The following is a 22184-nucleotide window of genomic DNA, read 5'->3' on the forward strand; positions in this document are numbered from 1 at the left end:
GATGCCTCTTCCCCATGTGCGTCTGCATGCGTGTGTGCGTGCGCCGCACGGCGAACCCGGACCGGAGGAGTCCCGCGACGCCATCTCCACCGTGCGCACAGGGCTCGCACTGCCGCTCGTCGATCTTGAGCGAGGCGGGACGGTGCCCCGGGAGCCGTCCCGCCCGCGGCCCGTGGACGGCCTTGGACGGAACGTGTGCGAGTTCGGCGCTTGGATTGACGTATGGGGGTTATTCATCCCTTTAGGGGCATACGCCAACGAAAGGCCTGTCATGAAGTTCGCGGTCATCGGCGGTACCGGACTCATCGGGTCGCAGGTCGTCAAGAATCTGAAGGCCGCCGGGCACGAGGCGGTACCGCATTCGCCATCCACGGGCGTCGACATCATCAGCGGCAAGGGGCTGGACGAGGCCCTGGCGGGGGCCGACACCGTCGTCAACTTGGCGAACTCCCCGACGTTCGACGAAGCCTCCCTGGCCTTCTTCCGGACGTCGATGGACAACCTTCTGGCCGCGGCCCGGAAGGCCGGCGTCGGCCACTTCGTGATCCTCTCGATCGTCGGTGTGGACCAGGTGCCGGAGCTGGACTACTACCGGGCCAAGGCGCTCCAGGAGGAGCTCCTCACGGCCGGGCCGATCCCGTACTCGATCGTCCGGGCGACGCAGTTCATGGAGTTCATGGACGCCATCCTGTCCTGGACCGCCGACAACGAGACCGTCCGGCTGCCCACCACGCCGATCCAGCCGATCGCCGCGAAGGACGTGGCCGCCGCGGTGACGGATGTGGCCCAGGGGCCCCCGCTGCGCGGCATTCGCAACATCGCGGGCCCCGAGGTCTTCCCCCTGGACGAGCTGGGCCGGATCACCCTGTCCGCCAAGGGGGACAGCCGCACCGTCGTCACCGACCCGACCGCCGGTATGTTCGGCGAGGTCAAGGGCGACGTCCTCACCGACACGGGTGCCGACCTCGCCCCCACCCGCTACGCCGACTGGCTCTCCTGACCCGCGCGCGCCGCTACGGGGCGGCCCGCCGTGGGCGTCACGATCCGTCGCACCTCCTGGCCCCTTCGCGATCGCCCTGGGCGGTGAAGGGCCCGTGGTCGACGAAGCGGTGCAGCTGGCGGGCGAAGGTTCCCGCTTCGCCGGGTGGCCAGGAGGCGAGGGAGTCCTCGATGTGCGCGGCGAGGCGCTGCCGGGTCGTCTCGAGCGCCGCTCGCCCGGCTTCGGTCAGGGTGAGCAGGGTGGCGCGCCGGTCGGCGGGGTCGGGCTCGCGGCGCAGCAGACCGGCCTCCTCAAGGCGGGTCGCGCGGCGGGTGACGCCGGAGCGGTCCAGGCCGATCTCGTCGGCGAGACCGGCGGCGCTGCGTGGGCCGGTGCGGGCGAGTCCGCTGAGCACGGGATACGTCACCTCGTCCACGGCCTCGCCCAGGCCCTCGGTCAGGCGTCGGTAGATCTGTTCGCGGGTGCTGCGCTTGAGTAGCGTCCCCAGCGCGTCGGCGATCTCATGTCCCACATCGTTCGGCATGACCCCAAGACTAGCGTGCGCGGCGCACGCAATATGCGATACGGTGCGGATGCGTGCTCGGCGCACGCAGTTTGCGATCTCCGAAACCGAAGGGCACCGTCATGGCCACTGCCACCTCCACCCCCACCTCCCGTACCGACATCGCCACCGCCCTCACCGACCTGCTCTTCACGCCCGGTCTCGGACTGGCCGAGGCCGTCGACCGGCACTTCGCCCCCGACTACCGCCAGCGCACCGATGGCCGCTGGGACGGCCGCGGTGAGTTCATGGCCCACATCGCCCATCTGCGCACGATCGTGTCCCGTGGATCGGTCCAGGTCCTCGACGAACTCGCGCAGGGCGACCGGTACGCGGACCGTCATGTCATCGACGTCGTCAAGACCGACGGCTCCACCGTGCGTACGGAGGTCTACCTCTTCGCCGAATTCGCCCCCGACGGGCGGTTCCGCCGCATCGAGGAGACCACCCTCATGCTCGAGGGCGCCGACGCCGACCGGAACCTGGGCAGCGCTCGCTGACGCCGCGGGGCCCGTACCGCCGCGGTGGTACGGGCCGCCCGGGCCGTACGGTGGCGCGGCCGAGCCGCCCGGCGGGGGAGCGGGCCACCGGCCGTACCAACGGCGGCGCGGCCCACCGGCTACCCTGATCTCCCGCTACGCCCCATGGGGCACGCGTCCTGCGGGAGAATGACCTGAGCGAAGGCGGCCCGACCGGGGACCGCCGACCGTCGTACCCGATGCGGGAAAGGGAACTCGGAGATGAGCGCACAGCCCGAACACCCCACCGACCGCAGGATCCCGGCGATCCCGAACACGATCAACGGCATCGGTGACGCGCTGACCGGAGCGAACCGGGCCCAGTTCTACGCCGAGGTGCTGGCCGCTGAGGAGGAAACCGTTCCGGGCGTGATGCGCAAGTGGTGGAAGGCGGCCATGCTCGACCGCGCCCCCGGCGCCGCGGAAAGCCGCTCCCACGCGGCCGCCGGCACCCGTCTGGTCTCCGTGGACGACCTCGCCGACCGGCTGGAGGGAATCACCCGATGAGCCCCCGGCCGCACGGCGGCTGGACGGCGTGGACCGAGGAGATCCCCGCCCGGACGCTGCTCGACATGCCACCGGACCTCTCGAAGAAGGTGGTGAACTTCCTGAGCGCGCTCGCTCTCGAAGTCGGCGGCGCGATCGACCGCGACCGACAGCCCCCCGGCGACCCCATGGACGACCTGGGCGCCCGGTACAGCTTGCAGATCGGCGGCGAGCCGGTCGTCTTCGAATACGTCGTCCTCCCCGAACTCCGCGAGATCCGCGTCCCCGTACTGGTCTGGTTCCGCTGATCCCGGGCCACCTCTGATTTCGGGCTACTTCGATTCGACTCGTCCGAGCGGGCCGGGATCGGCCGCCAGTGCGTCGCACGCCGTCTGCCACGCGGAATCCCCGGGGGTGAGCTGTGTGCGGAGGTAGGCCGAGGTGAGCCGCTGGACCGCGGACACGCGCTCGGGGCTTTCGTCGGTGGTCTCGGCGACGTCATAACCGGAGACCCCGCCGAGTCCGTGCTCCGCGTCGAACAGCGTGAGCAGGGACTTGGGGCCGGGGGAGAGGAAGTACGGATCGGTGTGCCACTCCGGGCCCCGGACCGTCAGGTGGGGAGAGGCGTCCTTGTCGCCGGCGACCACGAGCGCGGGTGTGGTCATCTTGGAGAAGTCCGTGGTCAGGAAGAACGGGAAGTTCCCGGCCGTGGACTCGGTGAGAGCGTCGCCGCCCCGGCCGGGCGCGGCAAGCAGGACACCCGCCGTGATCCGGGGCTCGGTCAGGTCCACTTCCGTTCCGTCGTCCGGATCGGTGAGCCGGGCGCCGAGCAGCAGGCTCGCGGTGTGCCCGCCCATCGAATGCCCGGCCACGGCCACCTTGCTCCGGTCGACGCGCCCGAGGAGCTGTGGCACGGCGTCCTCGATCACATCGAGTTGGTCGAGGACGCGCGTCATGTCCTCGGCCCGCGATCGCCAGAACAGCGGTGCGCCGGGGGTGCTGGGGTCCAGGTTCAGCGTCCGCGAGCTCAGATGGGTGGGCTGGATCACGACGAAACCCCGTGCGGCCCAGAAGTTGGCGAGAGGGGCGTATCCGTTCAGGGAGGAGAGGTGGTTCGAGTAGCCCTGACCGTGCGAGAGGAGGATGACCGGCAGGCCGCTCCCGGTCACGGGCGCGGAGACGCGCACTTCCAGGTCCACGGCCCGTCCGGGAGCCGGCAGTACCACCGGGCCGACCGAGAGGACGGGAGTGGGCGAGCCGAAGGCGTCGGCGGCGTATGTCGATTCACTCATGATGTGCGCATATCCCTTCAATGGCCTCTGTCGCCGGTCTCGTTCGCCGGGGCGGGTGAGGCGATCAGGAACGTCCGGTCTCGGGCAGCGCCGAAAACGGATCGTCGTTCCGATTAATGTACGGAGCGACGTTCCGTTTTGTCAAAGCGGTTGACCGTGAGGCAGTTCAGCCGGCCATCCACGGAACACGGGATGCCAGCCGCATGGCCCTGGGGGCAGGCCGTTCGGCCTGCCCCAGGGACGCGACCACCCTCAGGCCCGCCGTGCCGCCACGCAGCGGGCGTGGGCCGCCAGGAGGGTCGGCATCGCGAGCCGCGGGCCGTCCGGGTCCTTGGCCGCGTCGTCCCAGCGGCGCAGCGCGACCGCGTCCGTGGCCAGCGGATGCGCCGCGAACTCCGCCACCTCGCGCTCGTCCATCGGGCCGCCCTGGACCTTCAGGGACGCGATCGACGCCGGGCTGAGCAGGGCGTGGTACGCCGCGTCGGTCGCCACCAGATAGCGCTTGGCGGGGACGTGCTGGGCGATGACCCACGCCGCCCGTTCGCTCACCCGGCGGCGGGCGAACTCGGCGCCCGCCACTTCGTGTGGCACGCCCGGGTGTTCGGCCCGGACCGGGCGGGCCCGGCCGATGTCGTGCAACGCCGCGGCCACCACCAGTTCGTCGTCCGCGCCCGCGTCCATCGCAAGCCACGCCGTCTGGAGCGCATGTGTCCGCTGGTCGACGGCCTCTCCGTCGTACGGCAGGCCCGCGAGGCCGTCGACGAGCGCGGTCAGTTCCTCGCCCGTGAGCGGGTCGAGGGGGGCAGGGGCGGTCATCGGTCCTCCGTTCCGCGGATGGTCTCGGCCAGTTCCTCCGAGAGCCGCGGCGTGGCCGCGACCACACCCGACCAGCGGCGGGTGAGGTCGGGGTCGATCTCCAGCGGGCGGCCGTGCACATCGATCACCGCGCCGCCCGCCGCGGGGACGGTGACCATCGCGGCCGCCAGGTCGACGATCCGGTGGGTGTCGGAGCCGGCGTCGGCGAAGGCGTCCGTCGACCCCTCGGCCACCAGCACCGCTTCCAGGCAACTCGTGGACAGGATGCGGATCCTGGCCGCCCGCGTCGCCACCCGCCACCACGCGTCGGCGATGTGCGGCTGGGGCCTCAGCAGACTCACCGCCGCGCCGTCCAGCTCCGTACGGCCGTTCGTGCGGTACGCCGACGGCTGCCCCGCCACCGTGTGCCAGCAGCGCCCGGTGTCCAGCCAACTGGTCAGCGCCTCGGTCGGCACACCGTCCACCGCGATGACACCCGCGAACGCGGACAGCGGGACACCCGAGGCGGCGTTCGCCGTGCCGTCCACCGGGTCGGTGACCAGCGTGACGGCGGATCCGTTGTCGATGCTGCCCAGTTCCTCGCTGAGCAGGTTGATCCGGTGGGCGTTCACCACCTCGGCGATCGCGGTGTCCACCAGGATGTCCAGCCGCATCGTGGGCGTACCGTCCGCGCCGATCTGTACCTTCTCGGCCAGCTGGGCCCGGTCGTACGCCTCGCGCGCGGCGCGGAACGCGTCCGTGGCGGCGCGGGTCGCCGCGGCCAGCGCCGGGTGGACGCCGGAGGGCAGGTGCGGTTCGGGCACCGGCCAGGGGATCCGGCCGCTCATGCCGCGTCACCTCCCGAGCGCGCTCCCGAATTCGTTCCCGGGTCCGACGCCGAGCCCGCTTCCGAGGCCGCGCGCAGCACGGCCGCCACGACCGGCCAGGGGCGGCCCGGTTCGGCCAGCACCAGGTCGGCCCGCAGGCCCGCCTCGAGCCGGCCGCGGTCCGGGAGACCGGCGACGTCCGCGGCGCCGCCGGTGACCAGGCCGACCGCCGCGGGCAGCGGCGCCAGCCCCTCCTCGGCGAGCAGCAGCGCCGCCGAGAGCAGCCCCGACGGCAGGTAGTCGGAGGCGAGCGCGGTGACCAGGCCGCGCCCGACCAGCTCACGACCGGAGGCGTTGCCGTTGTGCGAGTGGCCGCGCAGCACGTTGGGCGCGCCCATCACCGTCGGCATGCCGTGCTCGTACGCGGCCTCCGCGGCGGCCGCCGTGGTGGGGAACTCCGCCACCGTGCCGCCCCGTGTCCGCAGCTCCTCGATCTCCTTCGCCGAGCTGGGATCGTGGCCGAGCAGCCGGATACGGGACGCGCGGGTCTGCTCGCCGAGCCAGTCCAGCGCCTCCTCACGGACGTCGAGGCGGCCGTCCCGGTCCTCGATCAGCCGGTCCACGTAGGCGCGGGCCTCGTCCTCGGTGACCCCGCGGGTGCCGACGAGATACCGCTCGTAGTAGCCGCGGTCCGCGTACTGCCCCTGGCCCGGGGTGTGGTCCTCGTGCGACACCAGGACCGGTCCGCGCCCGGCGCCACCGATCCGCTCCAGCCGCTGCCGCAGTCCGGCCAGGCCCTCCGGGCAGCGGACGTCCAGCCGGTGCAGGATCCGGTGGTCCACCAGGCCGTCGTCGCCACGGCTCTCCACGGCCGCGCAGATCCGCCGCGCGTTCTCCAGGGTGCGGCGTATACCGCGCCCGCCGCTCTCCTCGAACGCCGCGCCGTGGTAAGCCGTGGTGACGCCGGCCGCGCGCAGCTTGCCCTCGAAGGACAACAGCGCGAATTCCAGGGGCAGTTCGGCCCCGGGGCGCGGCAGCAGCTCCTTCTCCAGACCGTCGCTGTGCACATCCACCAGACCGGGCAGACACAGCATCCCCTGGCCGTCGACATCGGCCTCCACACCGGCCGGGTGCGGTGCGACCTCCGCGATCCTGCCGTCCCGGACCGCGACCAGCGCGTCGTCCAGCACCCGGTCCGGCAGCACCGCCCGTACGTGCCCCAGCACGTAGTCCCGGGGCGGGCCGCCCAGCGTCCAGCCTTGAGCCGGCGCCTCGGCCGGCCCCCTGCTCACCAATCCCGTGCTCATGCCGCCGCCTCCAGCATCTGATCCGGCGCGCCCTGCCGGGCGATCCGGCCGTCGCCGACGAACACCACGCGGGACGCCAGCCGCCGGATGGCGTCCATGTCGTGGAAGACGGCGAGGACGGCCACGCCCTGCCCCGCCAGCGAGTCGACCAGCTCGAGCGCGGCCTCCCGGTTGGCCGGGTCCAGCGCGGACACCGGCTCGTCGAGCAGCAGCAGCCGGGGCGGCTGCACCGTGCCCGCGGCGAGGTTCACCCGCTGGCGCTCACCGCCGGAGAGGACACCGCAGTCCACGTCCCACAGCGTCTCGTCGAGGTTGAGCCTGCGCAGCGCGGCCGCGGCGGCCTCCCGCGCCTCGCCCCGGTCGAGCCCGCGCCGCCGGGCGGTCGCGGCGACCACCTCCAGCGGGCCGGTGCGCGGCGGGGCGGCCAGGAACTGCGATACGTAGCCGAACTCCCGGCCGCGCAGCCGGGCCATCCGCCGGTCGGGCAGTGTGGTCAGCTCGACCGTCCCGGCCGCCGTGCGCAGCCGTACGGAGCCGGAGTCCGGCAGGTAGGTGCGGTACACACAGCGCAGCAGCGAGGACTTGCCCGCACCGCTGGGGCCCGCGAGGGCGACGTGTTCGCCGGTGTGCACATCGAGGTCGACACCGCGCAGCGAGGGGACGGTCCGGCCGTCGATGCTGTGCAGGGTGAAGGACTTGTACAGGGCGCGGACGGTGAGGACCGGGTCCTCCGCGCGATCGGTGGGGGTGGTGTTCACCGGGCTCACCTCCGGGCGGCGGCGACGAGCCGCTGGGTGTAGGGGTGGTGGGGGTCGTGGAAGAGCTGGTCGGTCAGGCCCCGTTCGACGACCCGGCCCGTCTGCATGACCAGCGTGCGGTCGGTCAGCGCCTCGATCACGGAGAAGTCGTGGCTGACGACCACGGCGGCCACGTCCCGCTCGGCGAGCAGGCTCCGCAGCAGATCGAGCACACCGGCGGCAACGGAGGCGTCCAGACCGGTGGTGGGTTCGTCGAGCAGCAGCACCGGCGGCTCGGTGGCCAGGGCCTTGGCGATCTGCACCCGCTGCCGCATACCGCCGGAGAAGGTGTGCACCGGGTCGTCCATGCGGGACAGCGGCACCTCGACCCGGTCCAGCAGCTCCGCCGCGCGGCGCCGGATGGCGTGATAGCCGCGCCAGCCCGCCGCGGTCAGCCGCTCGGCGATATTGCCACCGGCGGAGACCCGCAGGTCGAGTCCGGCCGCCGGGTCCTGGTAGACCACGGCCATCGAGTCGATCCGCAGCCACCGCCGTACGGCCGCGGGCAGCGCGAGCACTTCGGACGCGCCGCCGTCCACCGAGGCGAGGTGGACCTGTCCGGCCGTGGCGGGCTCGTCGCCGACGACGCAGCGCAGCACGGTGGACTTGCCGGAGCCCGACTCGCCGATGAGGCCCAGGGCCTCGCCCGGCGCCACGTCGAAGGAGACGTCCCAGGCGGCCACCACCGCACCGGTGGACGGGCTGATCGCGGTGGAGTACTCAGGACCCGTACCGGGTACGGCGGAGGCGCCGCCCGCGCCGTGCACCTTGCCGATGCCGTCGACGCGCAGGGCCCATTCGGGGCCGCCGGCCCGGGTCCCGCGGGCGGGCGCGGGCGTGTCGTCCGCCGCGGTGGTTCCGGCCGTCGGCGTGTCGCGGCGTCCCGCGCGGGCCCGCGGATCGGGAAGCAGGGCCAGCGGCGCGCGCTCCCGGTGGGCGGCGGTGTCGGCGTCCCCCGCCTGCACCCGTGCGCACCACTCGGTGTCGCTACAGGCGAAGGCGCCCTCGGTGCCCGCGTTGACGAGGTAGACGTCGTCGCTGCCGCAGAACTTGCAGCGCCCGCCCGGCTCGTGCTCGACCTCGAACGGCACGTCGTCGAAGGTGAGGGGCCGGACCTCGGTGTGCGGGGGCACCGCGTGGATGCGCTTCTCGCGGCCCGCGCCGAAGAGGTTCAGGTGCCCGGCCTCGTGCAGCCGGGGCACGTCCCAGCGTGGAATGGGGCTGGTCGCCATCACATAGCGGCCGCCCACCAGCACCGGGTAGCCGGTGCTCGCGGTGATCACGCCGTTGCGGACGATGTCCTCGTAGAGGCTGACCCACATCGCGGAGTAGTCGCCCTCGGCGTGCATCCGCGCGCACTCGGCCACCGACTTCTGCACACCGCGCAGCGGCTCGGGCACCGGCACCTGGTACACCAGCACATGCTGGGCGCCCAGCTCCTCCTCGGGGACGCGGTGGCGGGTCTGTACGACCGTCGCCTCCCGGGTGTCGGCGGACTCGTCGCACCCGGTGGTCTGCGCGATCATCCGGCGCAGATTGGTGGCGTTGACCCCGGCGTCGTCGCCCTGGTCGATCACCTTCACCGTGTCGTCGGCGCCGATGACCCCCAGCGTGATCTGGAGTCCGCCCGAGCCCCAGCCGCGCGCCACCGGCATCTCCCGGGAGCCGAACGGGACTTGGTAGCCGGGCACACAGACCGCGGCCAGTGCGGACCTGCGGATCTCCCGCTTGGCGTCCTCGTCCAGGATCCCGGCGGGCGGCCTGCCCGCGTCCGCCTCGGCGACGAGCGCGCCGATCCCGGCCGCCCGCGGTGTGTCGTACGTCGTGCTCATCGGCATTCCTTTCCGGCGGGCTCGGCGGCCCGTGCGGGCGGTTCCTCTCCCGCCTCGGCGGCGGCCCGCATGGCTTGCTTGCGCTCGGTCATCGAGCGGAAGGTGACGTAGTGGGGGAGCTTCAGGTGTTCCAGGAAGCCACCCGAGTCGAGGCCGTCGATGGTGAGCAGCAGCAACTGCTCCAGCGGCCCGTTGCGGCCGAACCTGCGGTTGGCGATGTCCAGGTTGGCCATGGCGATCGCCTTGCGCTCGTTGTGCCCGAAGCACAGGCCGTAGCCGACGTCGAAGCGCGTACGGTCCTCCTCCGCGCCGTCCAGGTCCTCGATGGCCTCGGCCTCGGTGACCCGGAACTCGCCGACGGCGACGGGGTTTCCGGTGTGCGGGTGGCGGACGCGCAGCGGCAGCCGGCCGTGGCGCAGTTCGCCCAGGGTGATCTCGTGTACGTCGCCGTCCGGCCCGAGGATCGAGCGGTACCACAGCGCCACCAGCGCACCGGACTCGGAGCGGGCCATGGCGGCCAGGACGGCCGACCGGTCGGCGGGCGGCCGGGCGGGCTTGCGGGTGATGTCGTGCGGCTCCGGATCGTCGGCTGCCCGCCCGTCGGCGACCAGGTCCATCGTGCGGAGCAGGTCGAGGAACCGGCGGGGACTGCGCTGGTCCTCGGTGCGGTCCGCGCCGTTCGCGGTGTCCGGGACCTGGGGTGACGGCTCCGGCGGACCATCGGGCCGCTCCAGCAGCCGGCCGGTGTAGTCGGAGGTACGGCCGAGCAGCTGCGGGCCGTCGGGTTCGCGGAACGCCGGGACGATACGGCGCAGCACGGTCATCTCACCGGGGTCGACGGGTTCGCTGACCGCCAGCCGCGGCAGGGTGGACCGCTGCGCGCGCAGCAGGTGCGACGCCTCCAGAGTGTCGCCCTCGGCCTGCCGGAAGGCGTCGGCCGCGGTGGGCTCGTCGTACAGACCGGCCTCGCCCATCACCCGGTCGACGGCCAGCCGGAAACGGGCCGTGATCTGCTCGGTGGACGCCCATGCCGCGGACGCGTAGTCGCGCTTGCGGCGGACCAGGTCCTCGGCGGCGAGAATCGCCTCGAGTCCGCCACGTGCTCCCGAGTACCCCATCAGTCCTCCTCCTCGGCCACGACACCGGCCACGACAACGGCCATGGCATCGGTCGCGGCACCGGTCGTGTCGTCCACGGCATCGGCCAGGATCACGGCACCGGCCACGATCGTGACGGTCGTGCTGCGCGGCAGGCCCATGACGCGGCCGTCGGGCGTGGCCAGCAGCAGATCGACCCCCGCCGGGAAACCGCCGACGGCCTCGGCGCGCGCCGCCACGAACCCCTCGGGCACACCCTGCGGGGCGATGTCCCGTTCACCCGGTACGCCGGGCCCGGACAGCCGCCAGGCGGACGGTCCGCCCTCCAGCGCGGTCACCGGCAGACACAGCACGGCGCCGTCCTCCGGCGCTTCGGCGGTGCCCCGGGCCAGCCGCGGGATCTCCTCGGCCGCGACGGGCCGTACGGCGGCGGCGAGCCGGGCCTTCTCCAGCGGCACCGCGGGCGCGTCGGTGGCCACGCTCACCACGTCCGACCAGCGCCGCGCGCCGTCCTCCTCCAGCACGTGGACGCCGGTGCCGAGGTCCGCGAGCGCGAGGACCGGCAGCAGCGCGGACGGCACCACGCCGATGACGTCCGAGGGGAACCGGGTCACCGTGCCCGGCCGCGCCAGGGCGTCGAGCACGGCGCGGAAGACGCCCTGCGCCTGGGCGGGGCGCAGCTTGGCCGCGGCCACCAGCTCCGCGGTCCCGGCGGCGTCCGCGGCGGGAACCATCTCAAGGGCGGTCACGTCAGCTCCTCGAATTCGACGACGGTCGGGGCGAGCTCCGCCCACTCCTGGTCCTCCCGCCGCTCCCGGCGCGCCGCGATCCGTTCGCACAGCGCGTCGATCTCGGCGGTCCGGGGGCGGCCGGACTGGGCCTCGGCGTCGAGCACCGCGGCGGCCAGCGCGGCGGCGCGGTCGTCCCCGAGGCGCATGGCCCAGCCGCGGTGGCCGGCGAGCTCCACCTCGGCCCGGCAGGCCAGGACGTCACCGAGCAGGAAGCGCTGCTCCAGGACCGGCTCGCGGACCTGTGCGGTCACGCAGCCGACCTCGGGCCCCACCAGCACCCGTACCCGCGCGCCGTCGGCGATGCAGGCATCGGCCAGTTCGATCAGTTCGGCCTTGTCGGCCTCGGCCAGCAGGGCACAGCGATGCTCCCTGCTCATGACGTATGTCACCACTTCTCCTGGTTCATTGCGGCCTGACAACTCTCTGCGGTGTGACGGCCACGTCGGCGACGGCCCTGCGGTCGTCGAGCTCGACCACGACACGGACGGCGTCGGCACGGGTCCAGGTGCGGCTGCACATCAGCACGTCGCCGATCGCCTCGTCCCGGCTGACGCTCTCCACCAGCCAGGCGGGCTGACTGCTCTCCATGCGCAGGACGCGCAGGACTTCCGCCGGTGGGACGTCGATGCTGACCCGGCACCAGGCCCGCATCGGCCGCACCCGCCCCGTCTGGCGGAGCACCTGGTCGACGGAGTCGACGGCGTGCAGGGCCAGGTCCAGATGGGGCACCTCGGCCACCGGGATCCACTCATGGACCCAGGAGGCGAGCAGGTCGTCGATGTAGAACTCGCGCACCACCTCGTGCACCGGCGAGCCGGCCGGCCGCTCGAACCTGTCCGCCAGCTCGGCGGGCAGGGGGATCGTGCGCACCGACTTGACCAGGGCCCGAGGCGTGGCGCCCGCCGCGGCGATCGTGGCGGACCACGACGGCGGGACGCTGCGCGAGATGACGTAGTCGATCCGCCGGTTGACGAAGGTGCCCGACCCCTGGGTCCGGCGGACGACGAACCGGCGCTCCAATTCCTGTACGGCCGCCCGTGCGGCGGCCCGGCCCACGCCGAACCGCCGGGCGATCTCCGCCTCGCTGGCCACCCGTGTGCCATGGGCACACTCGGCCAGCTCGGCGGACAACCGCTCCGCGATCTCCAGATACCTGGTCGCATTCACACCGGGAACTGTGATCGGCCCACTCGTCCGGACAACCTGCCGACGCCCAACGAGTCCGAACCGGGAACGTGAACAACCGGGACAGTTGTTTCGCGATTGGCTCCGGCCGTACCGGCGCCCGCCCCGGCCGCCGGTCGGGGCGGGCGCGGCGGGCCGTAGGCTCGATCCGACGGAGAATGTGTGGTCAGCCGGGCGGGGAAACAGCGGCCCGCGGTCGGAGGAGCGATGTCAGGCGCGTGTTGTGCCCCCACGTCCGGGGGCGGCGAGGAGATTCCCGAAGGGTCCGCCCTGCGGGTCCGGGCCCCGGAGCGGGACCGGGCGCAGGGGCTGCGCGCCATGCTGCGCATCCCCGGAGGGACGTTCTCGATGGGGGGCGACGACGCCGACGCGTTCCCCGAGGACGGGGAGGGCCCGGTCCGGGAGGTGCGGCTGGCACCGTTTCTCATCGACGCGACCACCGTCACCAACAGGCAGTTCGCGGCGTTCACGCGCAGCAGCGGCTACCGGACCGACGCCGAGCGCCACGGCTGGTCCTTCGTGTTCTACGCACTCGTCCACCCCGAAGCCCGGCGCATGGTGCGCGACGGCACGGTGGCGCAGGCGCCCTGGTGGCTCGCGGTGGACGGGGCGTGCTGGCGGGCCCCCTACGGGCCGGGGTCATCATGGACCGATCTGTCGAACCACCCCGTCGTCCATGTCTCCTGGCGCGACGCGGCCGCCTACGCGGCGTGGGCGGGCAAACGCCTGCCCACGGAGGCGGAGTGGGAGATGGCGGCGCGTGGCGGTCTGGAGCGCGCCCGTTACCCCTGGGGGGATGAGCTCCTGCCTCGGGGACAGCACCGCTGCAACATTTGGCAGGGGCAGTTCCCGCAGGTCAACACCGGTGAGGACGGGTATCTGGGAACCGCGCCGGTCAAGACCTACCGAGCCAACAACTTCGGCCTGTACAACACATCCGGCAATGTGTGGGAGTGGTGCTCCGACTGGTGGAGCACCACATGGCACGCGGCCGACCGCCCGGAGACCCGCCGTGACCCGGCCGGACCTCCCACCGGGGAGGCGAAGGTGATCCGCGGCGGCTCCTATCTTTGCCACGCGTCGTACTGCAACCGCTACCGGGTCGCCGCGCGCACGTCCAACACACCGGACAGCAGCACCGGGCACATGGGATTCCGCTGCGCGGCGGATCCGCCCCCGACCCGCTGACCACGCTTTTGGTTGACACCACTTCGGGAGCAGGTGAGACTTACACCGCCTACTGGTAAGACCAGTTAACTGGAGCGTCCTCGGATCGATCTGTCCATGCCAAGGAGCGTCCTGGATGACCAACGCCTCTCCTCATTCGCCGCCCATGAGCGGCACTTTTCAAGGCACGATCGGCACCACCTACGAGGAGTCGACTCCGTGGTGGCCCGAGCAGCAGACGCTTCCCGAGGACACGCCCAATGTCGTGGTCATCGTGCTCGACGACGTCGGCTTCTCCGATCTCGGCTGTTTCGGCTCGGACATCGACACGCCGGCCATGGACGCCCTCGCCACCGGTGGCCTTCGCTACGCGAACTTCCACACCACCACGCTGTGTTCGCCGACCCGTGCCTCCCTGCTGACCGGCCGGAACCACCACTCCGTCGGCATGCGGATGCTGTCCAACTTCGACACCGGCTTCCCCAGCGGGCGCGGACAGATCACCAAGGCCGCCGCGATACTGCCCGAGGTGCTGCGCGACAACGGCTTCAACACCATGGCCGTGGGCAAGTGGCATCTGGCGCCGATGGAGCAGACCACCGCGTCCGGGCCGTACACCCAGTGGCCGCTGTCCCGCGGATTCGAGCGCTACTACGGATTCCTGGAAGCCGAGACGGACAGCTTCTATCCGGAGCTGTTCTACGACAACCACGCGGTGGATCCGCCGAAGAGTCCGGAAGAGGGCTATCACCTCAGCGAGGACCTGGTCGACCGGGCGATCGAATTCGTCACGGATCAGACGTCGGTCACTCCGGACAAGCCCTTCTTCATGTATCTGGCGTTCGGCGCGGCGCACGCCCCGCACCAGGCTCCCCAGGAATACCTGGAGAAGTACCGGGGCCGGTTCGACCACGGCTGGGACGTCGAGCGCGCCACCAGGCACGCCCGCCAGATCGAACGGGGCATCCTGCCGGAGGGCACCGGACTGGCGCCGCACAACCCCGGGGTCCTTCCCTGGGACGAGCTGTCGGACGACGAGAAGAAGCTGTCCGCACGCCTCCAGGAGGCCTATGCGGCGATGGTCGACCACACCGACCACCACATCGGCCGGCTCATGGAGTTCCTGGAGCAGGTGGGCCAGATGGAGAACACCATCACCATCCTGCTCTCGGACAACGGAGCCAGCCAGGAAGGCGGGCAGAAGGGTTCGCTCAACCCCACCGCCTTCCAGAACGGGATCTCCGAGGACTTCGAGGAGATGCTGGTGCGGATCGATGAGATCGGCACCACGCGCGCCCATGCCAACTATCCCTGGGGCTGGGCACAGGCGGGAAACACGCCGTTCAAGCGCTACAAGCAGAACACCCACGAAGGCGGTGTCCGCTGCCCGCTCATCGTGAACTGGCCCCGGGGACTGCCGCGCACCGGCGAGATCAGGCAGCAGTTCCACCATGTCAACGACATCGCCCCGACCCTGTTCGAACTGCTCGGTCTGCAGGCTCCTGAGGTCTTCAACGGCATCCCGCAAATGCCGATCCACGGTGTCAGCATGACCTACACCTTCGACCAGCCGACCGCGCCGACGCGCAAGGAAGCCCAGTACTTCGAGATGTTCGGGCACCGCGCGATCTGGCACGACGGCTGGAAGGCCGTCGCCTTCCACCAGCGCGGATCGTCCTTCGACGATGATCAGTGGGAGCTCTACCACCACGACACCGACTTCTCCGAATGCCGCGACCTGGCGCGGGAGCGGCCCGAGCAACTCCAGAAGATGATCTCCCGCTTCTGGGTGGAGGCGGGGAAGTACGATGTGCTGCCGCTGGACGACCAGGGATTCGCCCTCCGGGCGAAGATTCCGCGTCCCGGCTCTCCGCGCAAGCGCACCACCTTCACCTACTACCCCGGCATGGCCCATCTGCCCGGCGCCGCGGTGCCACCGGTGATGAACCGCGCGCACCGCATCACCGCGTTCGTCGACCGGGACGCCACCTCGGACGAGGGCGTCCTGGTGTCCCTGGGCAACATCAGCAGCGGATACGTCCTGTACGTCAAGGACAACCGGCTGGTCTACGAGTACAACTTCCTCGGCACCCGGTACGCGGTGACCTCGACGGAAGAACTCCCGACCGGCCCGGCGGAGCTGACCTTCGAGTTCGTCAAGACCGGTGACAGGCAGGGTGTCGGACACCTGTACGTGTCGGGAAAGCCGGTCGGCTCCGAGGCCATTCCACAGGTCCTCCCGCACTTTTTCGGATGGCAGGGCCTCGACGTCGGCCGGGACACCCTGTCGCCCTCCTCACCCAGCTACGAGGGCGAGTTCGCGTTCACCGGAGGGTTCGAGAAGCTCGTCTTCACGGTCGCGCCGGACGAGGAGAGCACGGAACCCTTCGAGCGGATCGACTGACCCGCTCCCGTTCGCCAAGAACGTGAAGAAGCCCCCGCCCGGCAACGGCTCGTCCATTGCCGGGCGGGGGCTTTGGGCCCGACGGCCAGTCAGCTGGGCGGCGTGTAGCGCCCGTCGATCGCCGTCCAGCCCCCGTCCACGAAGAGCTGGCTCCCGGTGACGAAGGACGAGGCGTCCGACGCGAGGTAGACGACAGCGCCGGCCAGCTCGTCGGGACGGGACCAGCGACCCAGGGCGCTCTTGGTCGCATAGGCATCCGACCACTCCGGCACGGCCCTGATCTGCGCGGTCAGCGGTGTGTCCACGACGCCCGGGGCGACGGCGTTCGCCCGTACGCCCGATGGGCCCAGCTCGGCCGCCGCGGTCCGCAGCAGCTGGACGAGCCCGGCCTTCGTGGCCGCGTACACCCCCTGGCCCGGCTCGACGGCCACCGCGCGGATCGAGCTGAAGCCGATGATGCTTCCCCTGCCGCGTTCGGCCATGCCACGGCCGAACGCCCGCACCAGGTCGAAGGACGCGCGCAGGTTGAGCGACACGACCCGCTCGAATTCCTCCGCCGTGTAGTCGAGCAGCGGCTTGCGCACGTTCGTCGCGGCGGTGAAGACGAGCACGTCGACGGGTCCGAGCTCCGCGGCGGCATGCGCGACCGCGTCGCCGTCGAGCACGTCGAGGGCATAGGCCGAAAGACCCGGCCCCATCGACGCCGACTCCTCGGCCGCCGTCAGGTCGCGGTCGGCACACACCACTGTGGCGCCGTGCGCGGCGAGGGCCAGGGCGCTCTCCCGGCCGATTCCGCTGCCCGCGCCCACCACGACGGCCTTGCGGCCGTCGAGCCGGAAGAGGCGGGAGTACGCGTCCACCGCATCGGTGCGGTCCTTTGTGTGCATGGTCCTCACGGCTTCTGTGTCGTCGGGCGGATCACTGCCATACGGGTGACAGTGAGCTCTTCGATGGCGAACCTCGGGCCTTCCCGTCCGGCCCCGGAGTCCTTCACGCCGCCGTACGGCATGACGTCGGAACGGAAGCCGGGAACCTCGTTGACGACCACTCCGCCCACCTCCAGACGGTCGAGAGCGGTGAACGCCGTGTCCAGGGCGCTGGTGTAGACGCTCGCGTGCAGTCCGTAGCGCGAGTCGTTGACCAGGTCGAAGGCCGTCTCCAGATCGGGGACGGACCGTACCGCGACCACCGGGCCGAAGATCTCCTCCTCCCAGACGGGGAGGGCGCGGTCCGCGTCGAGCAGCACGGTGGGCTCGATCACCCCGTCGGCGACCCTGCCTCCGGCCACCAGCGACGCCCCGGCCTCCACCGCCTCTTCGAGCCACGCGCAGACCCGCTCGGTCGAGCGCTTGTCGATAAGTGCCGAGACCCTCGTCGCCGGATCGCGGGGATCGCCCACCGCCACCTGGGCCACCCGCTCCGTCAAACGGGCCACGAACTCCTTGCGCACGGCGTCCACCACGATGACCCGCTGCACGCTGATGCACGCCTGGCCCGACGCGTAGTACCCGCCGCGCACCACCGCGTCGGCGGCGGCGTCGAGGTCGGCGTCGGCGGCCACCACCAGGGCGGCGTTGGAGCCGAGTTCGAGCAGCACCTTGGTGGGTGCCGCGTCCCGGGCGATCCGGTGGCCCACGGCCGCCGAACCGGTGAAGGACACCGCCCCGATCCGGCGGTCGGTGGTCAGCGCGGCGCCCACTTCGGGCCCGCCGGTCACCAACTGCACCGCGGCCTGCGGTGCGCCACCCGCGCGCAGGGCCTCGCGCAGGAGGTGCACCAGCCACAGGGTGGCCAGCGGCGTCTGCGGGGCGGGCTTGGCGATGATCGGGCAGCCGGCGGCCAGCGATGGCGCTATCTTGTGCGCGGCGAGTAGCAGTGGGTAGTTGAAGCCCGCGATGCCCACCACCACGCCGATCGGCTTGCGGGTCCAGAAGCCGAGCAGCCCCTCGCCCGACGGCAGCAGGTCCAGCGGGACGGTTTCCCCGTGCAGCCGTGCCACTTCCTCCGCCGCCGTCAGCAGCGTCAGCAGGGTGCGGTCCACCTCGACACGGCAGTCGACCAGCGGTTTGCCGGTCTCCAGGACCAGGAGCCGCTCGAAGTCGGCACGCCGGGAGGCGACCGCTTCGTGCGTCGCGAGCAGTGCCGCTCTGCGGGTGTGCGAGGGGAGTCGCCCGACCCGCTCGCGGACCGCGACGGCCACGTCCAGTGCGCGGCGTGCGAGGGCGGTGTCCCCGACCGGCGCCCGCGCGACGAGCGTCCCGTCGTAGGGGAAGCGGACGTCCTCGACGGCGGGCGCCGCCACCCAGTGGTCACCGATGGGAAGTCCCTCGGGAAACTGCCCCACCACGGGGCTTTCGCCGGTGTCGGGTTCGGCATGGGTCGTCACGGTCGGTACTCCTGGTTGAGGTCGGCCGCCGACACTCCGGACAGTGCCTTGCCCAGCGTCGGAACGGCGGCGATCAGCCTGCGTGTGTAGGCATGCTGTGGGTCCTCGTACACCTGCTCCGTGGATCCGGTCTCCACGATCTGCCCGGCGTGCATGACCGCGACCCGGTCGCACACATGGCGGACCACGGACAGGTCGTGGGAGACGAAGACCAGCGTGAGGGACAACTCGTCGACCAGGTCGGCGATGAGGTTGAGCACCTGGGCCCGTACGGACACGTCCAGGGCGCTCACCGGCTCGTCGGCCACGATGATCTTCGGGCGGGGGGCGAGGGCGCGCGCGATCGAGATGCGCTGCCGCTGGCCACCGGAGAACTGGTGCGGATACCGGTTCGCCGCGTCGGCTCGCAGGCCGACGGCCTCGAGCAACTCGGCCACCCGCTCCCGGCGGTCCCCATGCCCCTGTGCCACGAGTGGCTCGGCCACGATGTCGCCCACGCGCATGCGCGGGTCCAGCGAACTCATCGGGTCCTGGAACACGAGCTGGAGCCGTTCGCGGACGAACTTCAGCTGTCTCTCCCGGAGCCCGGTGATGTCCCGGCCGTCGATCGCGACGCTGCCGCTGGTGGGGCGGTCGAGCCCGGCCAGGATCCGCAGCAGGGTCGACTTGCCGCACCCCGACTCGCCCACGATGCCGAACCGCTGCCCCTGGGGGACGGCGAAGCTGACGCCGCGCAGGGCGTGCACCGGCGGGCTGGAGCGGCGCAGTGAGGTACGAGGCCGTTGGTAGACGCGCGTGACGTCGCGGACGCTGATGGCGTCCACGGGGCCGGTCCGCGGCCCGGGCGCGAGGGGGGCGCTGGTCGGCTGCTCAGCCACGGCCGGCCTCCTGGTTCATGGGGGTGCCGGTCCGGTGCGCGCCGCTCCCGGGCACCGGGTGGAAGCAGGCGTAGCCGGAGTCCGGCCCGGTCGGCACCCATTCCGGTCGGGTGGCGCACACGTCGGTCGCGTGATCGCATCTGTTTCTGAACACGCATCCGGCGGGGAACCGGCCGGCCGGCGGAACGGACCCGCGGATCGTGGCCAGCCGGCCGCGGTCGTCGACCACGGTCAGATCCGACGCGCCGATCAGACCCTGTGTGTAGCGGTGCCGGGGCCGGGTGAACACCTCCCGGACCGGGCCGGACTCGACCAGCCGCCCGCCGTACATGACCATGACCCGCTCGCAGACGGTCGCCACCACGGCCAGGTCGTGGGTGATGAAGAGCATGGCCGACCTGCGCTCCTGGACACCTCGCACGACCAGGTCGAGCACCCGCGCCTGCACCGTGACATCGAGCGCGGTGGTGGGCTCGTCGCAGACCAGGAGGGCGGGGTCGTTCGCGAGGGCGATGGCCAGCACCACCCGCTGCCGCTGGCCCCCGGAGAACTGGTGCGGATAGGCCCGTGCGGCGGCCTCCGGGTCGGGAAGCCCCACCTGGGCGAGGAGTTCCACGGCGGCGGTGTGGGCGGACGCGCGGTCGGGCCTGGTCCGGTGGATCAGCAGCACCTCGGCGATCTGCCGCCCGACCCGCATCGTGGGGTTCAGAGCGGTCATGGGCTCCTGGAAGACCATGGCGAGCTCCTTGCCCCGCACTCGGGACATCCGCGCCTCGTCGGCACCCACCAGGTCATGGCCGACTCCGGCGAGCCGTACCGAACCCGAGGCCCGCAGCCCCTCGGGGAGCAGGCCCATGACGCTCAGCGCGGTCAGCGACTTGCCCGACCCGGACTCACCGATCAGGCCGACCCGTTCGCCCGCCCGGATGGTGAAACCGACGTCCTCGACGAGCTTGCGCCCGCCCACCGCGACGTCGAGGTTCCGCACGGTCAGCACGTCGTCATGGGCTGCGGCGGCCGGTCCCGTCTCAGGTACCGGGGTCATCGGCGGTCCTCCAGCTTGGGGTCGAAACGGTCACGCAGGCCGTCACCGAGCAGGTTGAATCCGAGCACCGCCACCGCGATCGCGACGCCCGGAAACACGGCGAGCCGGGGGGCGGACGACAGCATCTCCTGGCTCTCCTGCAGCATCCGGCCCCAGGACGGTGTGGGGGGCGGGGTTCCGAAGCCGAGGAACGACAGCGCGGCTTCGGCGAGTACGGCGATGGCGAAACCGACCGACGCCTGCACGATGACGAGACTGCTGACGTTGGGCAGGACGTGCCGCAGGCCGATCGCGAACGGCCCGCGGCCCGCCGCGCGCGCGGCGATGACGTATTCGGTCCGCATCACCTGGAGCGTGCCGCCGCGGATCAGCCGGGCGAAATTGGGGATGGACGCGATGCCGATGGCGACCATCGCGACCAGCGTGCTGGCGCCGTACACGGCGGCGAACATGATGGCCAGCAGGAGCGCCGGGAAGGCGAGAAGCAGGTCGTTGCCGCGCATCAGCAGCTCGCCCAACCAGCGGGGCGCCATTCCGGCGACGATGCCGAGGGGCACTCCGACCAGGGCGGCCACCCCTACCGCCACGAAGCCGACGAAAAGCGTGGTGCGTGAGCCCATCAGGATCTGGCTGAACACGTCGCGGCCAAATTTGTCCGTGCCGAACCAGTACTCCGCCGAAGGCTCTTGCAGCCGCGCCGAGGGGTTCACCAGGGTCGGGTCGTGCGGGGTCCATACGAAGGACAGCAGCGCCATGCCGAGCACGAGCGCGACGATGAGACCGCCCACCAGGAGGCTGCCCGTGATCGGGCGCCGCCGCCGGCGGCCGTCGGGCACCGCGGACGCGACGGCGGCTTCCGTGTCCAGAGCACTCATGACGCACCCACCCTGAGCCGCGGGTCGATCACCAGGTAGATGAGATCCACCAGGAAGTTCACAAGCAGCACCGCCATTGCGATGATCATGACCACGTCCTGCACCAGGATGAGGTCCCGGTTGGAGACGCTGTCCAGCAGCAGGCTTCCGAGCCCGGGGATGACGAAGACCCTCTCGATGACGACGGCGCCCACCAGCAGTGTGGCGAGGTGCAACCCCAGGACGGTGACCACGGGCACCGCCGCGTTCCGCAGGCCGTGCCGCAGCAGCGCCTGCGTCGGGCGCAGTCCCTTGGCACGAGCGGTGCGCAGGTAGTCCTCCCGGAGGACGTCGAGCACGGCGCTGCGGACATAGCGGGTGAGCATTGCTCCCTGCACCAATCCGAGGGACAGCGCGGGCAGCACGAGTTGCTTGAGGAACAGGACCGGATCCTGCGCCGGGGGCGTCCAGCCGTTCGCCGGCAGCCACCCGAGCCCCACCGCGAACACGGTGATCAGGAGGATGCCCGCGAGGAATGCCGGGACGGCCACCCCGACCTGGGACAGGGCCGAGAGAATGAGCCCGGACGGCCTGCGGTGCCGCACGGCCATGAGCGTGCCCATGGGGATCGCCAGGATGCAGGCGAGCACCATCCCGGCGCCGACGAGCCACAGGGTGACCTGGAGGCGGTCGGCGATCTGCGGGCCGATCTGCGCGTGTGAGACGTACGAGGTTCCCGGATCGAAGGTCACCAGTCCGCGTACCCAGCTCAGGTACTGGGTCACGAGCGGCCGGTCGAGCCCGAACTGCTCGCGCAACTGCGCCACGGCCGAATCCGACGCGCTGGTGCCGAGGGCGACGCGGGCCGGATCCCCTGGCAGGATCGCCATGAACGCGAACACCAGGACGGAGCTCACGACGAGGCTGGCCAGGAGGATCGCGATCCGCTGCACTAGACGGACGATCATTGATTCAGGCCGCC

23 protein-coding genes are annotated in these 22184 nt (G+C 71.7%); 6 read left to right on the forward strand and 17 right to left on the reverse strand.

The features are described 5' to 3' along the window. Window positions 1–271 precede the first annotated feature (271 nt). Window positions 272–1000, forward strand: a complete 729-nt coding sequence (locus KHP12_RS48625) for an SDR family oxidoreductase (protein ID WP_211834724.1) — start codon at window positions 272–274, stop codon at window positions 998–1000. A gap of 37 nt (window positions 1001–1037) precedes the next feature. Here KHP12_RS48625 and KHP12_RS48630 read toward each other — a convergent pair whose 3' ends face one another. Further along, the gene (locus KHP12_RS48630; RefSeq protein ID WP_086880804.1) at window positions 1038–1523 is read right to left on the reverse strand and encodes a MarR family winged helix-turn-helix transcriptional regulator; all 486 of its coding nucleotides are present in this window, start codon (window positions 1521–1523) and stop codon (window positions 1038–1040) included. 101 nt (window positions 1524–1624) lie between these two features. On the opposite strand from KHP12_RS48630, the gene KHP12_RS48635 reads away from it, so the two are divergent. The 3 genes from KHP12_RS48635 to KHP12_RS48645 all read left to right on the forward strand — a co-directional run bounded on the left by KHP12_RS48635 (window position 1625) and on the right by KHP12_RS48645 (window position 2853). Beyond that, window positions 1625–2041, forward strand: a complete 417-nt coding sequence (locus KHP12_RS48635) for a nuclear transport factor 2 family protein (RefSeq protein WP_086880803.1) — start codon at window positions 1625–1627, stop codon at window positions 2039–2041. A 240-nt stretch (window positions 2042–2281) separates the two neighbouring features. Further along, on the forward strand, window positions 2282–2566 hold the full coding sequence (locus KHP12_RS48640; protein WP_037955745.1) for a hypothetical protein: 285 nt from the start codon (window positions 2282–2284) through the stop codon (window positions 2564–2566). Next, on the forward strand, window positions 2563–2853 hold the full coding sequence (locus tag KHP12_RS48645) for a hypothetical protein (RefSeq protein WP_086880802.1): 291 nt from the start codon (window positions 2563–2565) through the stop codon (window positions 2851–2853). Before KHP12_RS48640 ends, KHP12_RS48645 begins: the two co-directional genes overlap by 4 nt. Window positions 2854–2877: 24 nt before the next feature. On the opposite strand, the gene KHP12_RS48650 is transcribed toward KHP12_RS48645, so the two are convergent. From KHP12_RS48650 to KHP12_RS48695, 10 genes are all read right to left on the reverse strand, one after another. Then, window positions 2878–3837, reverse strand: a complete 960-nt coding sequence (locus KHP12_RS48650) for an alpha/beta hydrolase family protein (RefSeq protein WP_211834725.1) — start codon at window positions 3835–3837, stop codon at window positions 2878–2880. A gap of 252 nt (window positions 3838–4089) precedes the next feature. Then, window positions 4090–4653 carry an HD domain-containing protein gene (locus KHP12_RS48655; protein ID WP_211834726.1) on the reverse strand — a complete coding sequence of 188 codons (564 nt, stop codon included), beginning with the start codon at window positions 4651–4653 and terminating at the stop codon, window positions 4090–4092. After that, window positions 4650–5480, reverse strand: a complete 831-nt coding sequence (locus KHP12_RS48660; protein WP_211834727.1) for an inositol monophosphatase family protein — start codon at window positions 5478–5480, stop codon at window positions 4650–4652. Before KHP12_RS48660 ends, KHP12_RS48655 begins: the two co-directional genes overlap by 4 nt. Beyond that, window positions 5477–6766, reverse strand: a complete 1290-nt coding sequence (locus KHP12_RS48665; RefSeq protein ID WP_211834728.1) for an alpha-D-ribose 1-methylphosphonate 5-triphosphate diphosphatase — start codon at window positions 6764–6766, stop codon at window positions 5477–5479. Before KHP12_RS48665 ends, KHP12_RS48660 begins: the two co-directional genes overlap by 4 nt. Beyond that, window positions 6763–7524 (reverse strand): ATP-binding cassette domain-containing protein, encoded by a 762-nt coding sequence (locus tag KHP12_RS48670; RefSeq protein WP_086880797.1) that lies wholly within the window; start codon window positions 7522–7524, stop codon window positions 6763–6765. Before KHP12_RS48670 ends, KHP12_RS48665 begins: the two co-directional genes overlap by 4 nt. 5 nt (window positions 7525–7529) lie before the next feature. After that, on the reverse strand, window positions 7530–9395 hold the full coding sequence (locus KHP12_RS48675) for an alpha-D-ribose 1-methylphosphonate 5-phosphate C-P-lyase PhnJ (RefSeq protein WP_208652921.1): 1866 nt from the start codon (window positions 9393–9395) through the stop codon (window positions 7530–7532). Further along, complete coding sequence (locus KHP12_RS48680) at window positions 9392–10513, reverse strand: carbon-phosphorus lyase complex subunit PhnI (RefSeq protein WP_086880795.1); 1122 nt, start codon at window positions 10511–10513, stop codon at window positions 9392–9394. The genes KHP12_RS48675 and KHP12_RS48680 overlap by 4 nt, the downstream gene beginning before the upstream one ends. Next, window positions 10513–11241 carry a phosphonate C-P lyase system protein PhnH gene (gene phnH / locus KHP12_RS48685; RefSeq protein WP_086880794.1) on the reverse strand — a complete coding sequence of 243 codons (729 nt, stop codon included), beginning with the start codon at window positions 11239–11241 and terminating at the stop codon, window positions 10513–10515. The genes KHP12_RS48680 and phnH overlap by 1 nt, the downstream gene beginning before the upstream one ends. Further along, entirely contained in the window at window positions 11238–11660 is a 423-nt protein-coding gene (gene phnG / locus KHP12_RS48690) for a phosphonate C-P lyase system protein PhnG (RefSeq protein WP_167442428.1), read from the reverse strand. The genes phnH and phnG overlap by 4 nt, the downstream gene beginning before the upstream one ends. 25 nt (window positions 11661–11685) lie before the next feature. Beyond that, the gene (locus KHP12_RS48695; protein ID WP_210608888.1) at window positions 11686–12450 is read right to left on the reverse strand and encodes a GntR family transcriptional regulator; all 765 of its coding nucleotides are present in this window, start codon (window positions 12448–12450) and stop codon (window positions 11686–11688) included. 225 nt (window positions 12451–12675) lie between these two features. Here KHP12_RS48695 and KHP12_RS48700 point away from each other — a divergent pair, with 225 nt between their 5' ends. Both KHP12_RS48700 and KHP12_RS48705 read left to right on the forward strand, forming a co-directional pair. After that, the gene (locus KHP12_RS48700; protein WP_107471702.1) at window positions 12676–13656 is read left to right on the forward strand and encodes a formylglycine-generating enzyme family protein; all 981 of its coding nucleotides are present in this window, start codon (window positions 12676–12678) and stop codon (window positions 13654–13656) included. A gap of 115 nt (window positions 13657–13771) precedes the next feature. Then, entirely contained in the window at window positions 13772–16039 is a 2268-nt protein-coding gene (locus tag KHP12_RS48705; RefSeq protein ID WP_086880792.1) for an arylsulfatase, read from the forward strand. Between the two features lie 89 nt (window positions 16040–16128). Here the strand turns inward: KHP12_RS48705 and KHP12_RS48710 are convergent, their stop codons facing one another. Genes KHP12_RS48710 through KHP12_RS48735 form a run of 6 tightly spaced genes read right to left on the reverse strand, consistent with a single transcriptional unit; the run spans window position 16129 to window position 22170 of the window. Further along, the gene (locus KHP12_RS48710) at window positions 16129–16926 is read right to left on the reverse strand and encodes an SDR family NAD(P)-dependent oxidoreductase (protein ID WP_086880791.1); all 798 of its coding nucleotides are present in this window, start codon (window positions 16924–16926) and stop codon (window positions 16129–16131) included. Window positions 16927–16931: 5 nt separating this feature from the next. Next, window positions 16932–18425 carry an aldehyde dehydrogenase family protein gene (locus KHP12_RS48715; RefSeq protein ID WP_208652919.1) on the reverse strand — a complete coding sequence of 498 codons (1494 nt, stop codon included), beginning with the start codon at window positions 18423–18425 and terminating at the stop codon, window positions 16932–16934. Next, entirely contained in the window at window positions 18422–19303 is an 882-nt protein-coding gene (locus KHP12_RS48720) for an ATP-binding cassette domain-containing protein (protein WP_086880790.1), read from the reverse strand. Before KHP12_RS48720 ends, KHP12_RS48715 begins: the two co-directional genes overlap by 4 nt. Beyond that, entirely contained in the window at window positions 19296–20348 is a 1053-nt protein-coding gene (locus tag KHP12_RS48725; protein ID WP_086880789.1) for an ABC transporter ATP-binding protein, read from the reverse strand. Before KHP12_RS48725 ends, KHP12_RS48720 begins: the two co-directional genes overlap by 8 nt. Next, window positions 20345–21223: an ABC transporter permease gene (locus KHP12_RS48730; RefSeq protein ID WP_208652918.1), complete on the reverse strand. Its 879-nt coding sequence runs from the start codon at window positions 21221–21223 to the stop codon at window positions 20345–20347. Before KHP12_RS48730 ends, KHP12_RS48725 begins: the two co-directional genes overlap by 4 nt. Then, the gene (locus tag KHP12_RS48735; protein WP_086880788.1) at window positions 21220–22170 is read right to left on the reverse strand and encodes an ABC transporter permease; all 951 of its coding nucleotides are present in this window, start codon (window positions 22168–22170) and stop codon (window positions 21220–21222) included. Before KHP12_RS48735 ends, KHP12_RS48730 begins: the two co-directional genes overlap by 4 nt. Window positions 22171–22184: the final 14 nt, after the last annotated feature.

The organism is Streptomyces asiaticus (genome assembly GCF_018138715.1).
GTDB classification, from domain to species: Bacteria; Actinomycetota; Actinomycetes; order Streptomycetales; family Streptomycetaceae; genus Streptomyces; species Streptomyces asiaticus.